We start from the raw sequence: 17,766 nt of genomic DNA, 5'->3' as shown, positions 1-17,766 counted from the left end.
GTTCCTTCAACTTCTTTTACCGGCTCTTTCACTTCTTCTTTTGTTCCTTCAACTTCTTTTACCGGCTCTTTCACTTCTTCTTTTGTTTCTTCAACTTCTTTTACCGGCTCTTTCACTTCTTCTTTTGTTTCTTCAACTTCTTTTACCGGTTCTTTCACTTCTTCTTTTGTTCCTTCAACTTCTTTTACCGGTTCTTTCACTTCTTCTTTTGTTTCTTCAACTTCTTTTACCGGTTCTTTCACTTCTTCTTTTGGTATTAATTTTTCTACTATATTCTGCATTACAATGCCACTATATAATATGCCAGTCTCATAATGATCTGCATCTAAATCAAATTCATATATTTTTTCTCCTAAAGTACGCCAAATGATTCCCTCATCAGTAAGCGTTCCACCTTCACTCTTTAGTGTAATTTTTTCAATTGGCTCTCCCTCTAAATCATATACAGAAATTTTCACTTCTTTATTTATTTCTGCATCATCCAAAATGACCTTTTGCCTTCTAACATCAATTGTTATCCACTGACCTAATTGTATTAATGGCCTTACATCACGAATCTCATTTTCAGCTAATTTTAAACTAAGTAAGTCTAGCATTGATCCAAGAACCGTTACATCTTTAATACGATTATCTGTAAGATTTAACCACTGTAAATTTTCCAATGAAGATAGTGGTGTTATATCTTCAATTTGATTATGAGATACATTCACATTATTCAATTGTTTCAAGTTTGAGATGAACTCAATATTTTTCAGGCCTACTCCTTCTAAAGTGAGTTTTTCTAAGTTCGTCATGTACTCTAAACCTGTTATATTTTTTATCTCATTTCCATTTTCTTTAAGTATCTCTAATTTTTTAATCTGTAATAAATCTTCTTTTGTAATAGGAGCGTTTAAATTCTCTCTACCTAAATTCTCTTTATTAATATGTTGTTGTAAAGTTTTATCGAGAATTACATTTTCCTTTTGTTCATTATCCTCTTTTATTGTTTCCTTGATTTCGTCTAATCTTTCAACAACATTTTGAATTACTGTTCCATTAAACTTAATACGATTCTCTTCTGGCTTTATATCCAACATAAATTCATATGTTTTTTCACCAGTAGTCCCCCATTTAACAGAACCATTATTAACTATCCCATCTTCACTCTTCAATTGAATAGTATCAAGTGGCTCCCCTTGTAAATTATAGATAGGTATTTTAACTTCCTTATCTTTTTCTACATTATCTAAAAAGATTTTTTGTCTTTGAATATCGATATATATTCTTTTTCCTAGCTCTTGAACAGGTCTAACATCACGAATTTCATTTGAACCTAGCTTTAAATCATATAAGTCTGTTAAGTGACTAAGTGGCGTTATATCTGAAATATAGTTTTCTTCTAAATTAAGTGATTGTACAGTAGATAATCTTGATAAAGGTTCGATGTTTTCTAATTCATTTTTAGCAAGATCTAACTCTACTAATTTTTTCATTGATGTAATATGTTCAATATTTGTAAGTCCATTGTTACTTAAAGATAAGTTTTTTACATTTTTCAATTGCTCAATTCCAGCAAGGTTATCATTACTAATTTGATTATTTGCCACAGTCAAAGTCTTTAAAGATTTCACTGTAAATAATGGTTTAATATCTTTTATATAATTACTATTTAAATCTAGCATTTTAATCTTCTTCATTTGGCTTAATGGGCTTAAATCTGAGATTTTATTGTTTCTCAAAGTTAAAAACTCAATATGCTCTAACTCAGCCAAAGGTCCAATATCTTCAAGTTCACCATAGGTTATACTTAATGATTTTAATTGTCTCAATCCCGAGATAAATTTTATATTTTTTAACTTAACTTCTTCCAACTTTAAGTTTTCTAAGTTCGTCATATATTCTAGACCGCTTACGTCTTGTATTCCTTTATTTTTAGCTTCAACGACTATTAAAGATTTAACTTTTAATAAATCTTCCTTAGTTATTGGAGTATCTAGATTTTCTCTATTCAAATTATATTTATTAATATGCCTTTGTAGTTGCTTATCTACTATTACATTTCCAATTCCATCTTGTTGATCCACTTTATCCTCTTTATTTTCCTTTTGTTTTTCTGGAACATTTTTCTCTAAATTCAATGTATTTACTTCAAACTGTACTTGATACTTATTGTCATAGGCCATCGTTGGAATATAAATATGCATTTTCATATTGTATCTTTTTCCTAATTCCCCTACTTCAAACTGAATCACTTTCGTTCCATTTTTCTTTTTATCTTCTGATATTACTTTCACATCATGAAACACACCTGGAGTATGAATATCCTCTGTTTTCAAGTATTGAAAGAAATCACTATCACTTAATGTTGCTGTTACAATTTTCTTTCCATTCTCAATTGTTAATTTCGGATCCTTTATATAAACAGCTGCCATAGACTCTTCATTCGTTTTATCTTTATACGCTTTAATAACAGCGTCATATGTACCATCTTCTAAACCTTGTCCAGTTTTATTCGCCTCAATTGCTACTGCCGCTAAAGCAGATGTTGAATAAACAGCAAACGGAAGTGATAACGCTGCCGCTATAATCATTGCATTTATACGTTTTCTTTTATTTTTTTTCAACTTTACATCTCCTCCGAAATATATAATTCGAAATGTAATCATTTCTCGAATAAATGATAATGATTTTCATTATCATTGTCAACTAGGAAAATAAAAAGTTTACAAAAAAAGAACCTCTTTAAAAGAGGTTATGCCATTTTCTCACCTGATTCTTCTCTAAAAAAGCTTTTCATCGCATGAAACACGTCTGCTTTTTGCTTTAAAATATAGTATCTAAAGTTTTCATCTTTAATATTTTTATAGGCTGACATGAGTGTACTATGACGGTTGTACTGGTTCACTTCCCCATACCCAAACATATTACACTTCTTCATTAGCTCTTCAACAAGTTTTACACATCTAGCATTATCTGATGTTAAATTATCACCATCTGAAAAATGGAATGGATAAATATTATAGCGGTCTGGTGAATATTTATTATCGATAAGTTCGAGTGCTTTTTTGTATACAGAAGAACAAATCGTTCCGCCACTTTCTCCTTTTGAGAAAAACTCTTCCTCTGGAACTACTTTTGCCTCCGTATGATGGGCAATAAATTCAATATCTACTGTTTCATACTTTGTGCGTAAAAATCTTGTCATCCAGAAAAAGAAGCTACGTGCCATATATTTCTCCCATATTCCCATCGATCCACTCGTATCCATCATCGCTAATACAACAGCTTTTGAATCTGGCTTTAATACTTCATTCCAAGTGCGGAACTTTAAGTCTTCTTGGTGAATTGGATGAAAAGATGCTTTACCACTCATTGCATTTCGTTTATATGCGGATATCATTGTTCGTTTCTTATCGATATTTCCCCATAATCCTGTTTTTCTAATGTCATTAAATTCAACATGTTCAATCCGGTTTTCATCCATTTCTTTTCTCTTTAAATTAGGCAGTTCTAACTCTCTGAAAAACGCTTGCTCTAATTCTAAAATAGAGACTTCAGCTTCATAGTAATCTTCCCCAGCTGCATCTCCTGCTCCTTGCCCTTTTCCTGGCCCTTTTTGTTTTTGACCACCTGATCCATCTCTCGCAACGACATCACCAACTTTGCTGTCACCGTTTCCTTGCCCAACATGTTTATTTTTATCATAATTGTATCTAATCTTATATTCATCTAGAGAACGAATTGGTATTTTTACAACATCCTTGCCATTAGACATAACTATACTTTCTTCTGTTACAAGATCGGGTAAATTATTCTTAATTGCCTCTTGTACTTTTTCTTGATGGCGCTGTTGGTCGTCATATCCTTTGCGATGGAGGGACCAGTTTTCCTGTGAAATCGTATAATTTGGTTGATTTTCTTCGCCCATTCCTTTCCCTCCTTACTGTAATTGTCTTCCTGTATGAACAGCAATCTATAAATTTTGTTCTGTAATGTGCAAGCTAGAATGTTTGAAAGGTAACTGCCCACAGAAAATCATCCCATAAACATTTATAACGTTTTTCATACAATACCCCGAGCATCCTAAACAAAATTTTGCCACTCACATAATAGAAAGAAATATTCAGCCACTGATAAGAAAGAAACACAATGCATTGTTGCACACATTTTTACTTTGCAACATATTGTATTGTGTTGGCTTTTTTCGTATGAATGGTTGGTTACTCTATCATATGCATATTGTAAAAATAATTGACAATAAATTCATAAAATTGCATCTTAATTTATTATATTTGGACAAGGTATGACACTTTATACACATATGAACGGATAATAAAACGCTGTCCCGCAAAATACAAGAGACAGCGTTTTGTTATCAAACTATCTGTTTAACAAGCTACCTACATAGCGTAGTAATTCATTTGCTGAAGAAGAATTATAGCCATGCTCATCAATTAAACGCGCAACAACATCATTGATTTTCTTAAGCTGATTTTCGTCCGGCGTTTTCGTTGACGTTGTAATTTTCACTATATCTTTTAAATCAGCAAATAGTTTTTTCTGAATCGCTTCACGAAGACGTTCATGTGAATTATAATCAAAGCGTTTTCCTTTACGGGCATAAGCAGAAATGCGAATTAAAATCTCTTCACGGAACGCTTTCTTAGCATTTTCTGAAATTCCAATTTGCTCTTCAATTGAGCGCATTAATTTTTCATCTGGACTCATTTCTTCTCCTGTTAACGGATCACGTAATTTCGATTTATTGCAGTACGCCTCGACGTTATCTAAGTAATTATCCATAAGCGTCTTAGCTGATTCTTCATATGAATAAACAAACGCTTTTTGTACTTCTTTCTTCGCGATTTCATCGTATTCTTTTCTCGCTAATGAGATGAAGTTCATGTAACGTTCACGGTCTTCATTACTAATGGATGGATGCTGATCTAGCCCATCTTTTAAAGATCTAAGTACATCTAACGCGTTAATAGATGGTACCTCTTTTCGAATGATTGTAGACGAAATTCGGTTAATGACATAACGAGGATCAATACCCTTCATACCTTCATCTTGATATTCGCGTTGTAATTCTTCTACATCAATCGCATTATAACCTTCTACCGTTTCTCCATCATACAAACGCATCTTTTTAATTAAATCAATATCCGGACGCTTCGGATCTTTTAAACGAGTTAAAATGGTGAACATTGCTGCAACGCGAAGTGTGTGTGGTGCAATGTGAACATTCGATACATCACTTTCACGAATCATTTTTTCATAAATATGTTCTTCTTCACTTACTCGTAAATTATAAGGAACTGGCATTACAATAATTCTTGAGTGCAATGCCTCATTTTTCTTATTTGCTATAAATGAGCGATACTCTGTTTCATTCGTATGCGCTACAATTAATTCATCTGCTGAAATAAGCGCAAATCTTCCCGCTTTGAAATTCCCTTCTTGCGTAAGTGATAATAAGTGCCATAAAAACTTCTCATCGCATTTTAACATCTCTTGGAACTCCATCATTCCTCGGTTTGCCTTATTTAATTCTCCATCAAATCGATACGCACGCGGATCTGATTCTGAACCATATTCTGCAATCGTAGAAAAATCCAGACTACCTGTTAAATCTGCAATATCTTGTGATTTTGGATCAGACGGGCTAAATGTACCAATCCCTGTACGGCGATCTTCAGAGAAGAAAATACGCTCTACAACTACATCCTCAATTCTTGATCCGTATTCTTGCTCTAAACGCATGACATTTAGTGGTGATAAATTCCCTTCAATTCTAACCCCATACTCATCAAAGAAATCATCTCGTAAATGATGTGGAATTAAATGCAGTGGATCCTCGTGCATTGGGCATCCTTTAATTGCAAAAATTGCTCCGCGATCTGTTCTTGAATATGTTTCTAATCCTCGTTTCAACATTGTAACTAACGTTGATTTCCCTCCACTAACAGGACCCATTAATAATAAAATTCTTTTTCTAACATCTAATCGTTTTGCAGATGGATGAAAATATTCCTCTACAAGACGTTCTAGAGCATCCTCTAATCCAAAGAGCTGATTACTAAAGAAGTTATACTTTCTTCTACCATCAACTTCTTCAATTCCAGCATCTTTTATCATATTGTAAATGCGAGAGTGTGCTGTTTGAGCCACCCATGGTCTTTCTTTCACAAGCTCCAAATACTCCGCAAACGTACCTTCCCATTGTAAACGTTCTTCTGCTGCTCGATGCTGTTCAATCTTTTTTAGAATATCCATTATAGCTCCTCCCCCATCTCCTTGTTCAATCGGATTATTATAAAAGGTATGCTAGGATGTCCTTAAACATTCTTTAAATCAAAACGAAATATATAATAGCACGCTAAAATTCTCTCCAAAATTCAAAGAAAATTCTGTATAATATAGGTATTAACGTTTTTACACTGCTATTCATTATAAATAAATTCTTTTCTTCTAAGAACCTTACATACATTTTGGATAATAAATAAAACTCATGAACCGAAAAAAGTAAGGAGGATATTAGTATGAAATTATTATTAATTTTAGGTGTATCACTCACATTTCTTACAGCTATTTTTACATCCGGTTACAATGACAAACCAGGTACACATAAAAAATGATGTGCTTTTAGCACATCATTTTTTTATTTATAATACATATTTTCCATATCATATTTGGATAGTGGTCGGCTATAATAATAACCTTGTACAAGCTTCACATTCTTTTCTTTCAAAAACTGTATTTGCTCCTTTTTTTCTACTCCTTCTGCAATTACATTCAATTCTAAAGTATGAGCTAAATGAATAATTGCAGCTGTAATATTCGTATCACGTTCATCTATATGTATACCTTCCATAAAAGAACGATCAATTTTTAAAGTATCAATTGGATATGTTTTTAAATAACTTAAAGATGAATAGCCTGTTCCAAAATCATCTAAATGAATCTTTAAATTTTGCTCTTTTAATTGTAGTAACACTCTCTTCGATATATCTTTATGTATAAGAGCTCCTTCTGTAACCTCTATCGCTAATAAATGAGTTGGTACATTGTACTTATTTAAAGCCCGTGTAATCATCTCTATTAATGTAATAGAACGAAAGTGTCTAGCTGAAATATTAACTGCAATTGGGACCACATCATACCCTTTATTTAACCATTCGCGCAATTGCTGACACACTTGATTTACTACCCATTCATCCAGCTTAATAATAAATCCTGTTCTTTCTGCCAACGGAATAAATTGGTTTGGAGAAACAAATCCTAATTCCTTATTCTCCCACCTTATTAAAGCTTCCATACTAGCTATTTTTTTCGTTTCAATATTAATTTGTGGCTGATAATATAAGAAAAATTCATTTTTTTCTATAGCACGATGTAACTGATTTTCTATTATAAACCTTTGTTCACGCTCACAGTCTAATCCACTACAATAAAAATGATAATGTCCTTTTCCTTTTTCTTTTGCTTTTTCTAAAGCAGCATCGACTCTCTGAAATAGTATTTTTTCATCTTCTCCATCTGCTGGAGCCATTACAATTCCAATTGACGCGCTTAAATATACATCTTCTTCTTCGATTACAAAATATTCACTAATGTTTTTTAATATGCTTTTTGCAACTTCCTCTACATATTCTTTCGTTATATTTTCTATCAACATAACAAATTGATCATCGTGTTCTCTAAATAAGTGCATATCTTCTATTTTTAGATTGCTTAAACATTCTGTAACTTTTTGTAATACTTTATCTCCCTCTTTATGACCAAATGTATCATTAATACGATGAAACTCATCTAAATCTATAAATACAAGTGCAAAATTTACACTCTCATTTAAAAAAGTATTTAACTTATTTGTACATGAAATTCTATTCATTAATCCCGTTAACTGGTCATAGTAAGCTAAATATTCTGTTCGCATTTCGTTTAATACTTGCCTTGTAACATCTCTCGTAACAATATAAATCCCAACAATTTCACCGTTCACAATAATCGGGATAGTTCTCAAAGAAATATATAGCTCGTACCCTTCTTTATGAACATATTTCTTTGAAACAATTTGCTTTGCTTTTCCTTGCATCGATCCCTTAAATATAATTTGAAAATCTTTTTTATATTCTTTATTAATGAATTCAAAAATAAATTTATTATTTAATTCCTCATACCGGTATCCAAATATTTCATACGTTGCCGGATTTGCATATGTAACTCGCCCTATAGAATCTATAGATATAATTGAGTCATTATTATATTCCAGTAACGACTTAAATAACATTTGTTTTTCCTCTATCTCTGTCTTCTCCTCAATTTGAGCTGTAATATCTCTTGTAATACAAATAACAAATTGACATATTCCTTCTTCGTCGCAGACAGGATTAAGTGAAGATTCATAGTGTATCTCACCTTTTGGTAAATTGACTACATCACAAAAGGTGTGTGCTTTCGCTTCTCTCACTACTTTTGCATATTGCCTTTGCAATATCCCCGCTATATCTTTTGGTAATACTTCTGCAAAGGTTTTTCCATAGCACTCTTCGCTTAACCTAGCATAATCCATTCCTATTTTATTCACATACATATATTGAAACGTTTCATTATCAATAACTTTCAATATGAATACTAAATCTTGAATAGCATGTAATAATCCTTGTCTAATTAAATCCATATCTATCATACTTAAAAAGGTATTTTGATTACTATACTCTTCCTTCATATTTATCTCAACCCGTCTTATCTATTTTTAATCATATATCCCATTCTATATGATTATGTCCTCTCTTTTAAATGTATGATTATATATTATTTTTATTTTATAAAAAAAGTCGCCATATGGCGACTTTTAATAAACGATTTCTAAATCTAATCCAGGGTAATTTTGTTGACGGAACGCTTCATAAATTAAAATTGCTGCTGTATTAGATAAATTTAATGAACGTACTTTATCTGTCATTGGAATACGTAAACAATGATCAAAGTTTTCTTCGATTACATTAGCTGGTAAGCCGTTTGTTTCTCTTCCAAATACAAAATAGTAATCCTTCTCGCGCTTGCTATAGTCAAACGCTGTATGAGCTTTCTCGCCATACTTTGTTAAATAGAAGAATTCACCGTCTTTATTTTTTTCATAAAATTCTTCAATTGAATCATAGTACGTAATTTTTACGTGCTGCCAATAATCTAATCCTGCACGCTTTAACATTTTATCATCCGTTGAAAATCCAAGCGGTCTAATCAAATGTAATTCTGTTCCAGTTGCTGCACAAGTACGAGCAATATTTCCTGTATTTGCTGGAATTTCTGGCTGATATAAAACAACATGTACTCCCACGCGATATTCACCTCTGTTTTTTGTCTACTACGTATTATACCACTTGAGCGAAAAATCTCTACCCATTAATAATATGAAAGAATTTATATTTCATTTGTGGTGTATATTTACTAGAGTCTTCATAGTTCCAATAACGTCGACGGCTATTCGCTGAATGTGCATTTACAAGCGGCATACCATCTGCATCTTTTGCTACTACAATCGTCGTATGATTCCATCTTCCGTCATCCTCGAAATCATAAGCAATGACATCTCCAAGAATAAGTTCTTCTGGCCTCTCTACCGCCTCTGCTCGAAGTCCTGTTGTAGCACCTGACAAATACCAATAAAAAGAATGTGCAACAGCCCAGCTCCAGCTCCACTGATTCTCCCTTTGCCACCATCCTTTACGAATATTAGGATATCCGCTCATAGGTACTTCTCCAGTATGAAGACATTGAGAAATGAAATTCGTACAATTATCAGGGAAATTACGATACATAGGATTTCGGTCATCCCACCAACGCTCTGCATATTTCACTGCCTCTAAACGATTATACTGATAAGAACCGTACTTCTCTTTCGTAATTTCCCTTTCTAATGTCTCACCCATTCTAATTTCTTCTGACACTTCAATAGCATAATCGCTTATAATCCGACTATTATTTAAACAAACTCTTCGTTTTAATTGTTCCTCTTCAATATAAAATAATTCTTTATGCTTAATTAAATATTTAAAATGTATTTGATAATCAATTTCTTGATGGTCATTACTATTTAATTGTCTAATGAAAGAAACATCCGCAGTTGCTTTCACTATATGTGCACTACGCCTTTGAAACAATTGTTTCTTTCTCATTGCCATTTGTAGTAAATCCTCAGCAATACCATCCACGTCTGTTCGTTTCTCTGTGATATATGCTAAAAACTGTTGTACTTGCTTTTCAATATTCATTTTTACAGCCATTTCGTTTCCCTCCCATATTACAATATGAAAAAGGGAAATATTATCTACTCTTTTTTCTGTGCTAACAATTCAAGCCCGCGATTCATTTCATGAAGTACTTCTTCATCTTTCTCACGTTCCATCGCTTTCTCAATCGCTTCGCCTACTCCATCTCCCCCAATTTTCCCAAGTGCCCATGCTGCCGTTCCGCGCAATACCGGTCTTGGGTCATCTTTCATAACACCAATTAAATCAGGAATTGCCGATGTTTCTTTAAAATGTGCTAATGCTAAAATCGCATTTCTTTGCAGTGGTTTTTTCCCTCTCCATGACCCTGACATAATCCCATATTTCTCTTTAAAATCACGATTACTAATTGTTAAAAGTGGCGTTAATAATGGTTTAACTAGCTCAGGATCCGGCTCCATCTCAGGATGATTATGAAAATCCATTCCTTTGTTTTTCGGGCAAACAGTCTGACACGTATCACATCCATATATACGATTTCCTATTTTATCGCGATATTCTTCAGGTAGGAATCCTTTCGTCTGTGTTAAAAACGCAATGCACTTCTTCGAATCTAACTGTCCCCCCTGTATTAAAGCACCGGTAGGACAAATATCGATACATTTCGTACAGCCCCCGCATTGATTTTCTATCGGCTTATCTGGCGGGAATGGAACATTTGTAATCATTTCCCCTAAGTATACGTACGAACCAAATTCAGGTGTAATAATAGAGCAGTTTTTACCGCTCCATCCAATGCCTGCACGCTCTGATACAGCTCGATCACTTAATTCACCTGTATCAACCATGGACTTCACTTCTATATCCGGAAGTTTTTCAATTAAATATGCTTCTAATTTTTGCAAACGATCTCGTAAAACAAGATGATAATCTTGTCCCCAAGAAGCACGACAAAAAATCCCACGGCGTTCTCCACGCTTACTTAATGGTGCATTTTTTAATTTTGAAGGATATGCTAAAGCAATCGCAATAATTGATTTAGCACCCGGTAATAACAGTTGCGGATTTGTTCTCTTCTCTATATCAGGCTCTTCAAATCCAGATTGATAATTTAATTGTTGTTGCTGGATTAAGCGCTGCTTTAATTCCTCAAAAGGAGAAGCACTCGCAAAGCCTATTTTATCTATGCCAATTGTTTTACTATACGCAATTACATCTTGCTTTAATTGTTCAAAATCCACTCTTAATCGCCTCCTCAGATGAATCCATCCCTTATGTAACGACTCTATTGGTTAGTAATTCACTTTTGGAATACTATTATTTACTTCTATTTTCGCATGTAATTAGGTTTTTCAAACATTAAAAAACGCAATGCCTCGTTTATCTCGGAAACGAAACACTGCGTTGATCACAATTTATAGAAAAACATTTAATAAAATTTGGAGCGGGTGAAGAGAATCGAACTCTCGACCAGAGCTTGGAAGGCTCTTGTTTTACCACTAAACTACACCCGCAAATATGAATTACATATAAGATATTAGAATAACTTATGTAAAGTAGTATAGCATGTAAAAAAAGTAGAGGCAAGAATTTTATCGAAAAAAGTCGAAAAAGTGATGAGAGACCTCATCACTTTTTCAATTCTTTATCAATTGCCTTCTTCATACTATCGAAATCAGGGTTTGCAAGATTTCCGTTTACATATACAGAAGGAGCACCTTGAACTTTTAATTTTTGAGCACGATCTGAATCTTTACGTACTTTTTCTTTAATGTCTTTACTGTGTAAATCTTTCTTAAATTGCTCTACATCAACTTTTGGAAGTTTCTCTTTCACAATGCTAAGAAGCAAATCTTCTGTAATCCATTCTTCCGTATCTTTCCTTTGATTTTGATAAATCTCATCATAGAAAATCCAGAATGAATCTTTATCTTGTTTATAAATTGCTTCACCAGCTGCTGCACCTAAATCCGAGTCTTTTCCGATAAATGGGAAGTTAATAAAATATAACTGCACTTTGCCTTTATCAATATACTCTTCTTTTAATCGAGGTAATACTGTTACATCCCAAGTACGACAAGCAGGACATTTAAAGTCTCCAAATTCAACTACCTTAACTGGAGCATCATCTTTCCCTAAAGATTGTTGCGTAGAATAAGCAAACATCTCATTCCCTTTATCTTTTTTGTCATTTATGATGCTATACGCAATTGTTCCAATTACAATCAATACTGCGATAGAAAAAACTATACCAAGAGCCATGAGTTTATTTGATTTCATATACATTCCTCTTTAAATTCATATTCTGCATACAGCATTGTACACAATACACATAATATCAACACTTATATACGTCACGCAATGAACACGCTCACATAAATTACAAAAACACAATAATTGTGACGATATTGTGTCACAATTTGTCACAATTTATTCAAAAAAAGAAGCTCCTCTGTAGGAACTTCTCTTAACTTACTGCTTTTTTACGCGCGCTATTTAACATCGACTGCTCTATTTTTATATCATGACGAATTACTAATTTCTCACTAACTGCTTGAACATACTCATCATGGCTTATATAGCCTTCTTTCTCCATTAGTCTCAAAACGACATTTCGTCTCTCTACTGCTTTATCATAGTTTTGGGCAGGTGAGTAATAAGCAGGTGCTTTTACTACAGCAGCCATCATTGCACTTTCAGCCAACGTTAATTGGTTCACCTTTTTACCGAAGTAAAGGTTTGCTGCTTTTTCAATTCCCCACGCTCCTTCTCCATAATAAATATTACTTACATATAATTTTAAAATTTCATCCTTCGTAAACGTGCGTTCAATTTTTTTCGTATAAAAAATCTCTTTCCACTTACGAGAAAATGTACGTTCATTTGTTAAAAAGGCATTTTTAGATAGCTGTTGTGTAATTGTGCTTCCTCCTTGTACGACACCACCAGCCTTTATATTCTCAACTGAGGCCCTAATAATTGCTATATAATCTAAACCGTTATGATGATAAAATCTTTTATCTTCTGTCGCAATAAATGCATGTGTTAATGATTCTGGCACCTCTAACTTAGCCGGTACATGTAATTTACTAATATCACTTTTCTCAATCATTACATTTCCAATGAATAATAACGTACAACTTAACAATAATAATAATATAATGGCTTTATAAAAAAGTTTAGTCATTGGATTTAATGCAACTTTTTGATGATAGTTCACCCTAGATAATACTCGTTCTTTCATCTTGAACACCTCTTTTCCACACAGCATATAACTCTTACTTTAAGAATACATTGTTGTAAAAAAATATCCCATCGATTTCTCTTACACGTACCTTACATCATTGTAAGGTATAAAATGAAACTTTAATGAGCCCTCATCAATCAGGCTTACTGCCCAGCAAATAGTGGGATAAAAAAGTATTGTATCACAGTATTTTTTTATCTACTATTCATCTGAAATATTGAATATAGGTTATGTTAAAGCACGAATAACCAATAAAAGAGAAACCCTTAAGACTATTATATTTTCACTTTACACTTTAATTATATCATCTACAAATATATATACTTTTGACTATCTAGTAATCTAAATGTATATAACATATAGATTTATTATACAGAACAAACGTTCTACAAATCAATACTAGTGCTATTATTATTTTGACCTTTTTCTTAAACAGTATACAAAAAAGAGTAGTGATTCGAATGTATCTCAAATCGGCTACTCTTTTCTTTACAATCTTCCTATTAAATTATACGGCTGTACTTCCCACGTTTCATACGGAATAAAATGTGTTGCTCTCATTGCATCAAGCGTTCTGGATTTCATATGAGGACGCGTTATATACTCATCTATGTTCTCTTCATTTAAATCAACAAATTTAGCCTCTTGTATCTCTTCAGGTTGAGTTTTTATTTCACCACTTATATATGCTACTTTAAAAACAACAGCTAGAATATGCATAGAGGTATTATAATAAACCCCTGTAATTCCGATAGGCTTCACCGTTAACCCTGTTTCCTCTTTTATTTCCCTACAGACAGCTTGATCGAGCGCTTCGCCCTCTTCTACCTGTCCTCCTGGCAACTCCCACGTATCAGCTCGCCAGTGCACTTTTGTTAATAACACTTCATTTTTTTCATTTGTTAAATAACCTGCTACAGCAACTATATGCTTTGGTGTCTTATGTTCCATATTAAGCCTCCTAGAGATAATGAATATTATATATCCCTATAATCATATTCACTACCTACAACAAAATACCTTTAATACTTCATCACCTTAATTAACTTCATAAAAAAAGACCCTATCCGCTAAGCGAAAAGGGTCATCTATCGTATTACTCTCCTAAGTCTACGTTGTGATAAACTTGTTGAACATCTTCCAAATCTTCTAATGCATCAACCATTTTCTCAAATTGTGCTTGAGCATCTTCAGGAAGTGTTACATCACTTTGTGCAAGCATTGTTAATTCTGCAACTGTAAACTCCTCAACGCCAGCACCTTTAAGTGCAGATTGTACTGCATGGAATTGATCTGGTTCAGCATACACGATAACAGAATCTTCTTCTTCTAGAATATCACGTGCATCTACATCTGCTTCCATTAAAATTTCAAGAACTTCATCTGATGTTTTACCTTCAAGGCCGATAACAGCTGTCGCATCAAACATGTAAGCTACAGAACCGTTCACACCCATATTACCACTGTTTTTGCTAAATGCAGCTCGTACATCTGCTGCAGTACGGTTTACGTTATTTGTAAGTGTATCTACAATAACCATAGCTCCATTTGGTCCGAATCCTTCATAACGAAGCTCGTCATAATTTTCTTCTGAACCGCCTTTTGCTTTTTCAACTGCACGATCAATAATTGTTCTTGGAACATTGTATGTTTTCGCACGCTCTAATACAACTCTTAGCGCTTGGTTTGATTCTGGATCTGGCTCGCCTTGTTTTGCTGCCACATAAATTTCACGCCCAAATTTCGCGTATATACGGCTTGTATTTGCATCTTTTGATGCTTTTTTGTCTTTAATATTGTTCCATTTACGGCCCATACTTTCCACTCTCTTTCCCGTTTTAAATCTACATAAAAATATTAATATGAAATATAATGTGTGTTCAACACATTTTTAAAAGAAATATAAAAAGTTCATTTTTGATTCATATTACAGACATAATATAAATCACTATCATTTTGTTCTTTCGACAAGTTATATTATACATGAATTCCTACGTTTATTACGAATTTTAGAAGCACCTAGTATAATTTAACAAAAAGAAGTTTTTAGAGATTACAAACTTAACCGTTGATAATGTACTAATATCTACTGGTGGTATCGGATTTAACTTCATGTCACCGGGGTGGAGAAATTCTCTCTAGAGTACTCGAAAGAAATATTGTATATACAATATTTTTTCTGCTTATTTTGTCATGTAATGAAAAGAAAACAAAAAAGCTCTATACTAATTGTATAGAGTCTTTTTTACGCCGTTCATGATACCGATGGTCGGGGTCGAACCGACACTCCCGAAGGAACACGATTTTGAGTCGTGCGCGTCTGCCAATTCCGCCACATCGGCACAAAAGAAAAGGCGGCAACCGGATTTGAACCGGTGATAAAGGTTTTGCAGACCTCTGCCTTACCACTTGGCTATGCCGCCATATTAAATTTTATTGGAGCGGAAGACGGGATTCGAACCCGCGACCCCAACCTTGGCAAGGTTGTATTCTACCACTGAACTACTTCCGCAAAAATGGCTGGGCTAGCTGGATTCGAACCAGCGCATGACGGAGTCAAAGTCCGTTGCCTTACCGCTTGGCTATAGCCCATCGAATTCTTACTTAATTATATGTAAGTATCCATTAGATTATTTGCAATTTTTAAAATAAAAATGGGGCGACTGATGGGAATCGAACCCACGAATGCCGGAGCCACAATCCGGTGCGTTAACCACTTCGCCACAACCGCCATGTTGTTTAAATATATTTGGCAGGGGCAGTAGGAATCGAACCCACACTGGAGGTTTTGGAGACCTCAGTTCTACCTTTAAACTATGCCCCTATGTAAATGGTGGAGGGGGGCAGATTCGAACTGCCGAACCCGAAGGAGCGGATTTACAGTCCGCCGCGTTTAGCCACTTCGCTACCCCTCCGAAACTTACATGGTGCCGGCTAGAGGACTTGAACCCCCAACCTACTGATTACAAGTCAGTTGCTCTACCAATTGAGCTAAGCCGGCGTATTTTATTAAAATAAATGGTGGCTCGGGACGGAATCGAACCGCCGACACGAGGATTTTCAGTCCTCTGCTCTACCGACTGAGCTACCGAGCCTTATTAAAATGGCGGTCCCGACCGGGGTCGAACCGGCGATCTCCTGCGTGACAGGCAGGCATGTTAACCACTACACCACGGGACCATTTGGTTGCGGGGACAGGATTTGAACCTGCGACCTTCGGGTTATGAGCCCGACGAGCTACCGTGCTGCTCCACCCCGCGATAATACTATTTATATAAAATTTATATGGTGGAGGATGACGGGATCGAACCGCCGACCCCCTGCTTGTAAGGCAGGTGCTCTCCCAGCTGAGCTAATCCTCCAAAGTGGTGACCCGTACGGGATTCGAACCCGTGTTACCGCCGTGAAAGGGCGGTGTCTTAACCACTTGACCAACGGGCCAAATATTATAAATCCTATGGCGGAGAGCAAGGGATTCGAACCCTTGATACGCTTGTGACGTATACACGATTTCCAATCGTGCTCCTTCGGCCAACTCGGACAGCTCTCCAATGGCTCCGCAGGTAGGAATCGAACCTACGACCGATCGGTTAACAGCCGATAGCTCTACCGCTGAGCTACTGCGGAATAATATTGCCTGGCAACGTCCTACTCTCACAGGGACAAGGTCCCAACTACCATCGGCGCTAGAGAGCTTAACTTCCGTGTTCGGTATGGGAACGGGTGTGACCTCTCTGCCATCATTACCAGACATTATTCTTTTGAGACAATCATTATTATAACTTATTTACTTTAAAAGTCAACAAGTTTTTTATGTTCTCTCAAAACTAGATAACATTGCTACATATTATATGGTTAAGTCCTCGATCTATTAGTATTCGTCAGCTCCACATGTCACCATGCTTCCACCTCGAACCTATCAACCTGATCATCTTTCAGGGATCTTACTAGCTTACGCTATGGGAAATCTCATCTTGAGGGGGGCTTCATGCTTAGATGCTTTCAGCACTTATCCCTTCCGCACATAGCTACCCAGCTATGCCCTTGGCAGAACAACTGGTACACCAGCGGTGCGTCCATCCCGGTCCTCTCGTACTAAGGACAGCTCCTCTCAAATTTCCTACGCCCACGACGGATAGGGACCGAACTGTCTCACGACGTTCTGAACCCAGCTCGCGTACCGCTTTAATGGGCGAACAGCCCAACCCTTGGGACCGACTACAGCCCCAGGATGCGATGAGCCGACATCGAGGTGCCAAACCTCCCGTCATGTGACTCTTGGGGAGATAAGCCTGTTAT

General features: G+C 35.1%; 11 protein-coding genes, 16 tRNA genes, 2 rRNA genes and 1 pseudogene. 1 reads left to right on the top strand and 29 read right to left on the bottom strand.

The genetic code is table 11. The features are described 5' to 3' along the window. The 12 genes from HMPREF1014_RS25825 to HMPREF1014_RS25760 all read right to left on the bottom strand — a co-directional run. Window positions 1-2,606 (bottom strand): NEAT domain-containing protein (locus HMPREF1014_RS25825; RefSeq protein ID WP_000739727.1); only part of this gene is annotated, 2,606 nt, incomplete at its 3' end. Between the two features lie 128 nt (window positions 2,607-2,734). Then, window positions 2,735-3,910 carry a sporulation protein YhbH gene (gene yhbH, locus HMPREF1014_RS25820; protein ID WP_000503518.1) on the bottom strand — a complete coding sequence of 392 codons (1,176 nt, stop codon included), beginning with the start codon at window positions 3,908-3,910 and terminating at the stop codon, window positions 2,735-2,737. 452 nt (window positions 3,911-4,362) lie between these two features. Next, window positions 4,363-6,258, bottom strand: a complete 1,896-nt coding sequence (locus HMPREF1014_RS25810) for a PrkA family serine protein kinase (protein ID WP_000353273.1) — start codon at window positions 6,256-6,258, stop codon at window positions 4,363-4,365. Between the two features lie 385 nt (window positions 6,259-6,643). Beyond that, on the bottom strand, window positions 6,644-8,713 hold the full coding sequence (locus HMPREF1014_RS25800) for a sensor domain-containing protein (protein WP_000657170.1): 2,070 nt from the start codon (window positions 8,711-8,713) through the stop codon (window positions 6,644-6,646). 126 nt (window positions 8,714-8,839) lie between these two features. Next, complete coding sequence (gene trmL / locus HMPREF1014_RS25795; protein WP_000538147.1) at window positions 8,840-9,328, bottom strand: tRNA (uridine(34)/cytosine(34)/5-carboxymethylaminomethyluridine(34)-2'-O)-methyltransferase TrmL; 489 nt, start codon at window positions 9,326-9,328, stop codon at window positions 8,840-8,842. A 58-nt stretch (window positions 9,329-9,386) separates the two neighbouring features. Beyond that, window positions 9,387-10,274: an amidase domain-containing protein gene (locus HMPREF1014_RS25790; RefSeq protein ID WP_000279321.1), complete on the bottom strand. Its 888-nt coding sequence runs from the start codon at window positions 10,272-10,274 to the stop codon at window positions 9,387-9,389. Between the two features lie 44 nt (window positions 10,275-10,318). Continuing rightward, window positions 10,319-11,461: a tRNA epoxyqueuosine(34) reductase QueG gene (gene queG / locus HMPREF1014_RS25785; protein ID WP_000345217.1), complete on the bottom strand. Its 1,143-nt coding sequence runs from the start codon at window positions 11,459-11,461 to the stop codon at window positions 10,319-10,321. 199 nt (window positions 11,462-11,660) lie between these two features. Continuing rightward, window positions 11,661-11,734, bottom strand: a tRNA-Gly gene (locus HMPREF1014_RS25780). Between the two features lie 115 nt (window positions 11,735-11,849). Next, window positions 11,850-12,500 (bottom strand): DsbA family protein, encoded by a 651-nt coding sequence (locus HMPREF1014_RS25775; RefSeq protein WP_000841310.1) that lies wholly within the window; start codon window positions 12,498-12,500, stop codon window positions 11,850-11,852. A 187-nt stretch (window positions 12,501-12,687) separates the two neighbouring features. Next, window positions 12,688-13,464: a transglycosylase domain-containing protein gene (locus tag HMPREF1014_RS25770; protein ID WP_000664715.1), complete on the bottom strand. Its 777-nt coding sequence runs from the start codon at window positions 13,462-13,464 to the stop codon at window positions 12,688-12,690. A gap of 492 nt (window positions 13,465-13,956) precedes the next feature. Continuing rightward, window positions 13,957-14,418 carry an NUDIX hydrolase gene (locus HMPREF1014_RS25765; protein ID WP_000400456.1) on the bottom strand — a complete coding sequence of 154 codons (462 nt, stop codon included), beginning with the start codon at window positions 14,416-14,418 and terminating at the stop codon, window positions 13,957-13,959. A 145-nt stretch (window positions 14,419-14,563) separates the two neighbouring features. Continuing rightward, window positions 14,564-15,283: a YebC/PmpR family DNA-binding transcriptional regulator gene (locus HMPREF1014_RS25760; RefSeq protein ID WP_000532952.1), complete on the bottom strand. Its 720-nt coding sequence runs from the start codon at window positions 15,281-15,283 to the stop codon at window positions 14,564-14,566. A 218-nt stretch (window positions 15,284-15,501) separates the two neighbouring features. Between HMPREF1014_RS25760 and HMPREF1014_RS31410 the strand changes: the two are divergent. After that, window positions 15,502-15,609 (top strand): annotated as a pseudogene (locus HMPREF1014_RS31410) (DUF3884 family protein); the annotation flags it as partial. A 118-nt stretch (window positions 15,610-15,727) separates the two neighbouring features. On the opposite strand, the gene HMPREF1014_RS25755 reads toward HMPREF1014_RS31410, so the two are convergent. The 17 genes from HMPREF1014_RS25755 to HMPREF1014_RS25675 all read right to left on the bottom strand — a co-directional run. Beyond that, window positions 15,728-15,809, bottom strand: a tRNA-Leu gene (locus tag HMPREF1014_RS25755). A gap of 10 nt (window positions 15,810-15,819) precedes the next feature. Then, window positions 15,820-15,890 (bottom strand) — tRNA-Cys (locus HMPREF1014_RS25750). Between the two features lie 14 nt (window positions 15,891-15,904). Next, window positions 15,905-15,979: transfer RNA gene (locus HMPREF1014_RS25745), tRNA-Gly, on the bottom strand. 5 nt (window positions 15,980-15,984) lie between these two features. Beyond that, window positions 15,985-16,059 (bottom strand) — tRNA-Gln (locus HMPREF1014_RS25740). Window positions 16,060-16,122: 63 nt separating this feature from the next. Beyond that, window positions 16,123-16,198: transfer RNA gene (locus HMPREF1014_RS25735), tRNA-His, on the bottom strand. Between the two features lie 19 nt (window positions 16,199-16,217). Beyond that, a tRNA-Trp gene (locus HMPREF1014_RS25730) sits at window positions 16,218-16,291 on the bottom strand. A 7-nt stretch (window positions 16,292-16,298) separates the two neighbouring features. Next, a tRNA-Tyr gene (locus HMPREF1014_RS25725) sits at window positions 16,299-16,382 on the bottom strand. Between the two features lie 10 nt (window positions 16,383-16,392). Then, window positions 16,393-16,468, bottom strand: a tRNA-Thr gene (locus HMPREF1014_RS25720). A gap of 18 nt (window positions 16,469-16,486) precedes the next feature. After that, window positions 16,487-16,562, bottom strand: a tRNA-Phe gene (locus HMPREF1014_RS25715). 9 nt (window positions 16,563-16,571) lie between these two features. Beyond that, window positions 16,572-16,647 (bottom strand) — tRNA-Asp (locus HMPREF1014_RS25710). Window positions 16,648-16,650: 3 nt separating this feature from the next. After that, window positions 16,651-16,727, bottom strand: a tRNA-Met gene (locus HMPREF1014_RS25705). A 26-nt stretch (window positions 16,728-16,753) separates the two neighbouring features. Continuing rightward, window positions 16,754-16,829: transfer RNA gene (locus tag HMPREF1014_RS25700), tRNA-Val, on the bottom strand. A 4-nt stretch (window positions 16,830-16,833) separates the two neighbouring features. Beyond that, a tRNA-Glu gene (locus tag HMPREF1014_RS25695) sits at window positions 16,834-16,908 on the bottom strand. Window positions 16,909-16,925: 17 nt separating this feature from the next. Next, window positions 16,926-17,017: transfer RNA gene (locus tag HMPREF1014_RS25690), tRNA-Ser, on the bottom strand. A gap of 2 nt (window positions 17,018-17,019) precedes the next feature. After that, window positions 17,020-17,094 (bottom strand) — tRNA-Asn (locus tag HMPREF1014_RS25685). A gap of 8 nt (window positions 17,095-17,102) precedes the next feature. After that, a 5S ribosomal RNA gene (rrf, locus tag HMPREF1014_RS25680) occupies window positions 17,103-17,218 on the bottom strand. Between the two features lie 100 nt (window positions 17,219-17,318). Beyond that, a 23S ribosomal RNA gene (locus tag HMPREF1014_RS25675) occupies window positions 17,319-17,766 on the bottom strand; the annotation flags it as partial.

This window comes from Bacillus sp. 7_6_55CFAA_CT2 (genome assembly GCF_000238655.1).
In the GTDB taxonomy this organism is placed as follows: domain Bacteria; phylum Bacillota; class Bacilli; order Bacillales; family Bacillaceae_G; genus Bacillus_A; species Bacillus_A cereus.
This window is presented reverse-complemented; position numbering and strand designations above follow the sequence as displayed.

Excerpts from the sequence above, each read along its gene's own strand:
- yhbH (WP_000503518.1), bottom strand. The coding sequence starts at position 3,910 with ATGGGCGAAGAAAATCAACCAAATTATACGATTTCACAGGAAAACTGG.
- HMPREF1014_RS25810 (WP_000353273.1), bottom strand. The coding sequence starts at position 6,258 with ATGGATATTCTAAAAAAGATTGAACAGCATCGAGCAGCAGAAGAACGT.
- HMPREF1014_RS25800 (WP_000657170.1), bottom strand. The coding sequence starts at position 8,713 with ATGAAGGAAGAGTATAGTAATCAAAATACCTTTTTAAGTATGATAGAT.
- HMPREF1014_RS25790 (WP_000279321.1), bottom strand. The coding sequence starts at position 10,274 with ATGGCTGTAAAAATGAATATTGAAAAGCAAGTACAACAGTTTTTAGCA.
- HMPREF1014_RS25775 (WP_000841310.1), bottom strand. The coding sequence starts at position 12,500 with ATGAAATCAAATAAACTCATGGCTCTTGGTATAGTTTTTTCTATCGCA.
- HMPREF1014_RS25770 (WP_000664715.1), bottom strand. The coding sequence starts at position 13,464 with ATGAAAGAACGAGTATTATCTAGGGTGAACTATCATCAAAAAGTTGCA.
- HMPREF1014_RS25765 (WP_000400456.1), bottom strand. The coding sequence starts at position 14,418 with ATGGAACATAAGACACCAAAGCATATAGTTGCTGTAGCAGGTTATTTA.
- HMPREF1014_RS25760 (WP_000532952.1), bottom strand. The coding sequence starts at position 15,283 with ATGGGCCGTAAATGGAACAATATTAAAGACAAAAAAGCATCAAAAGAT.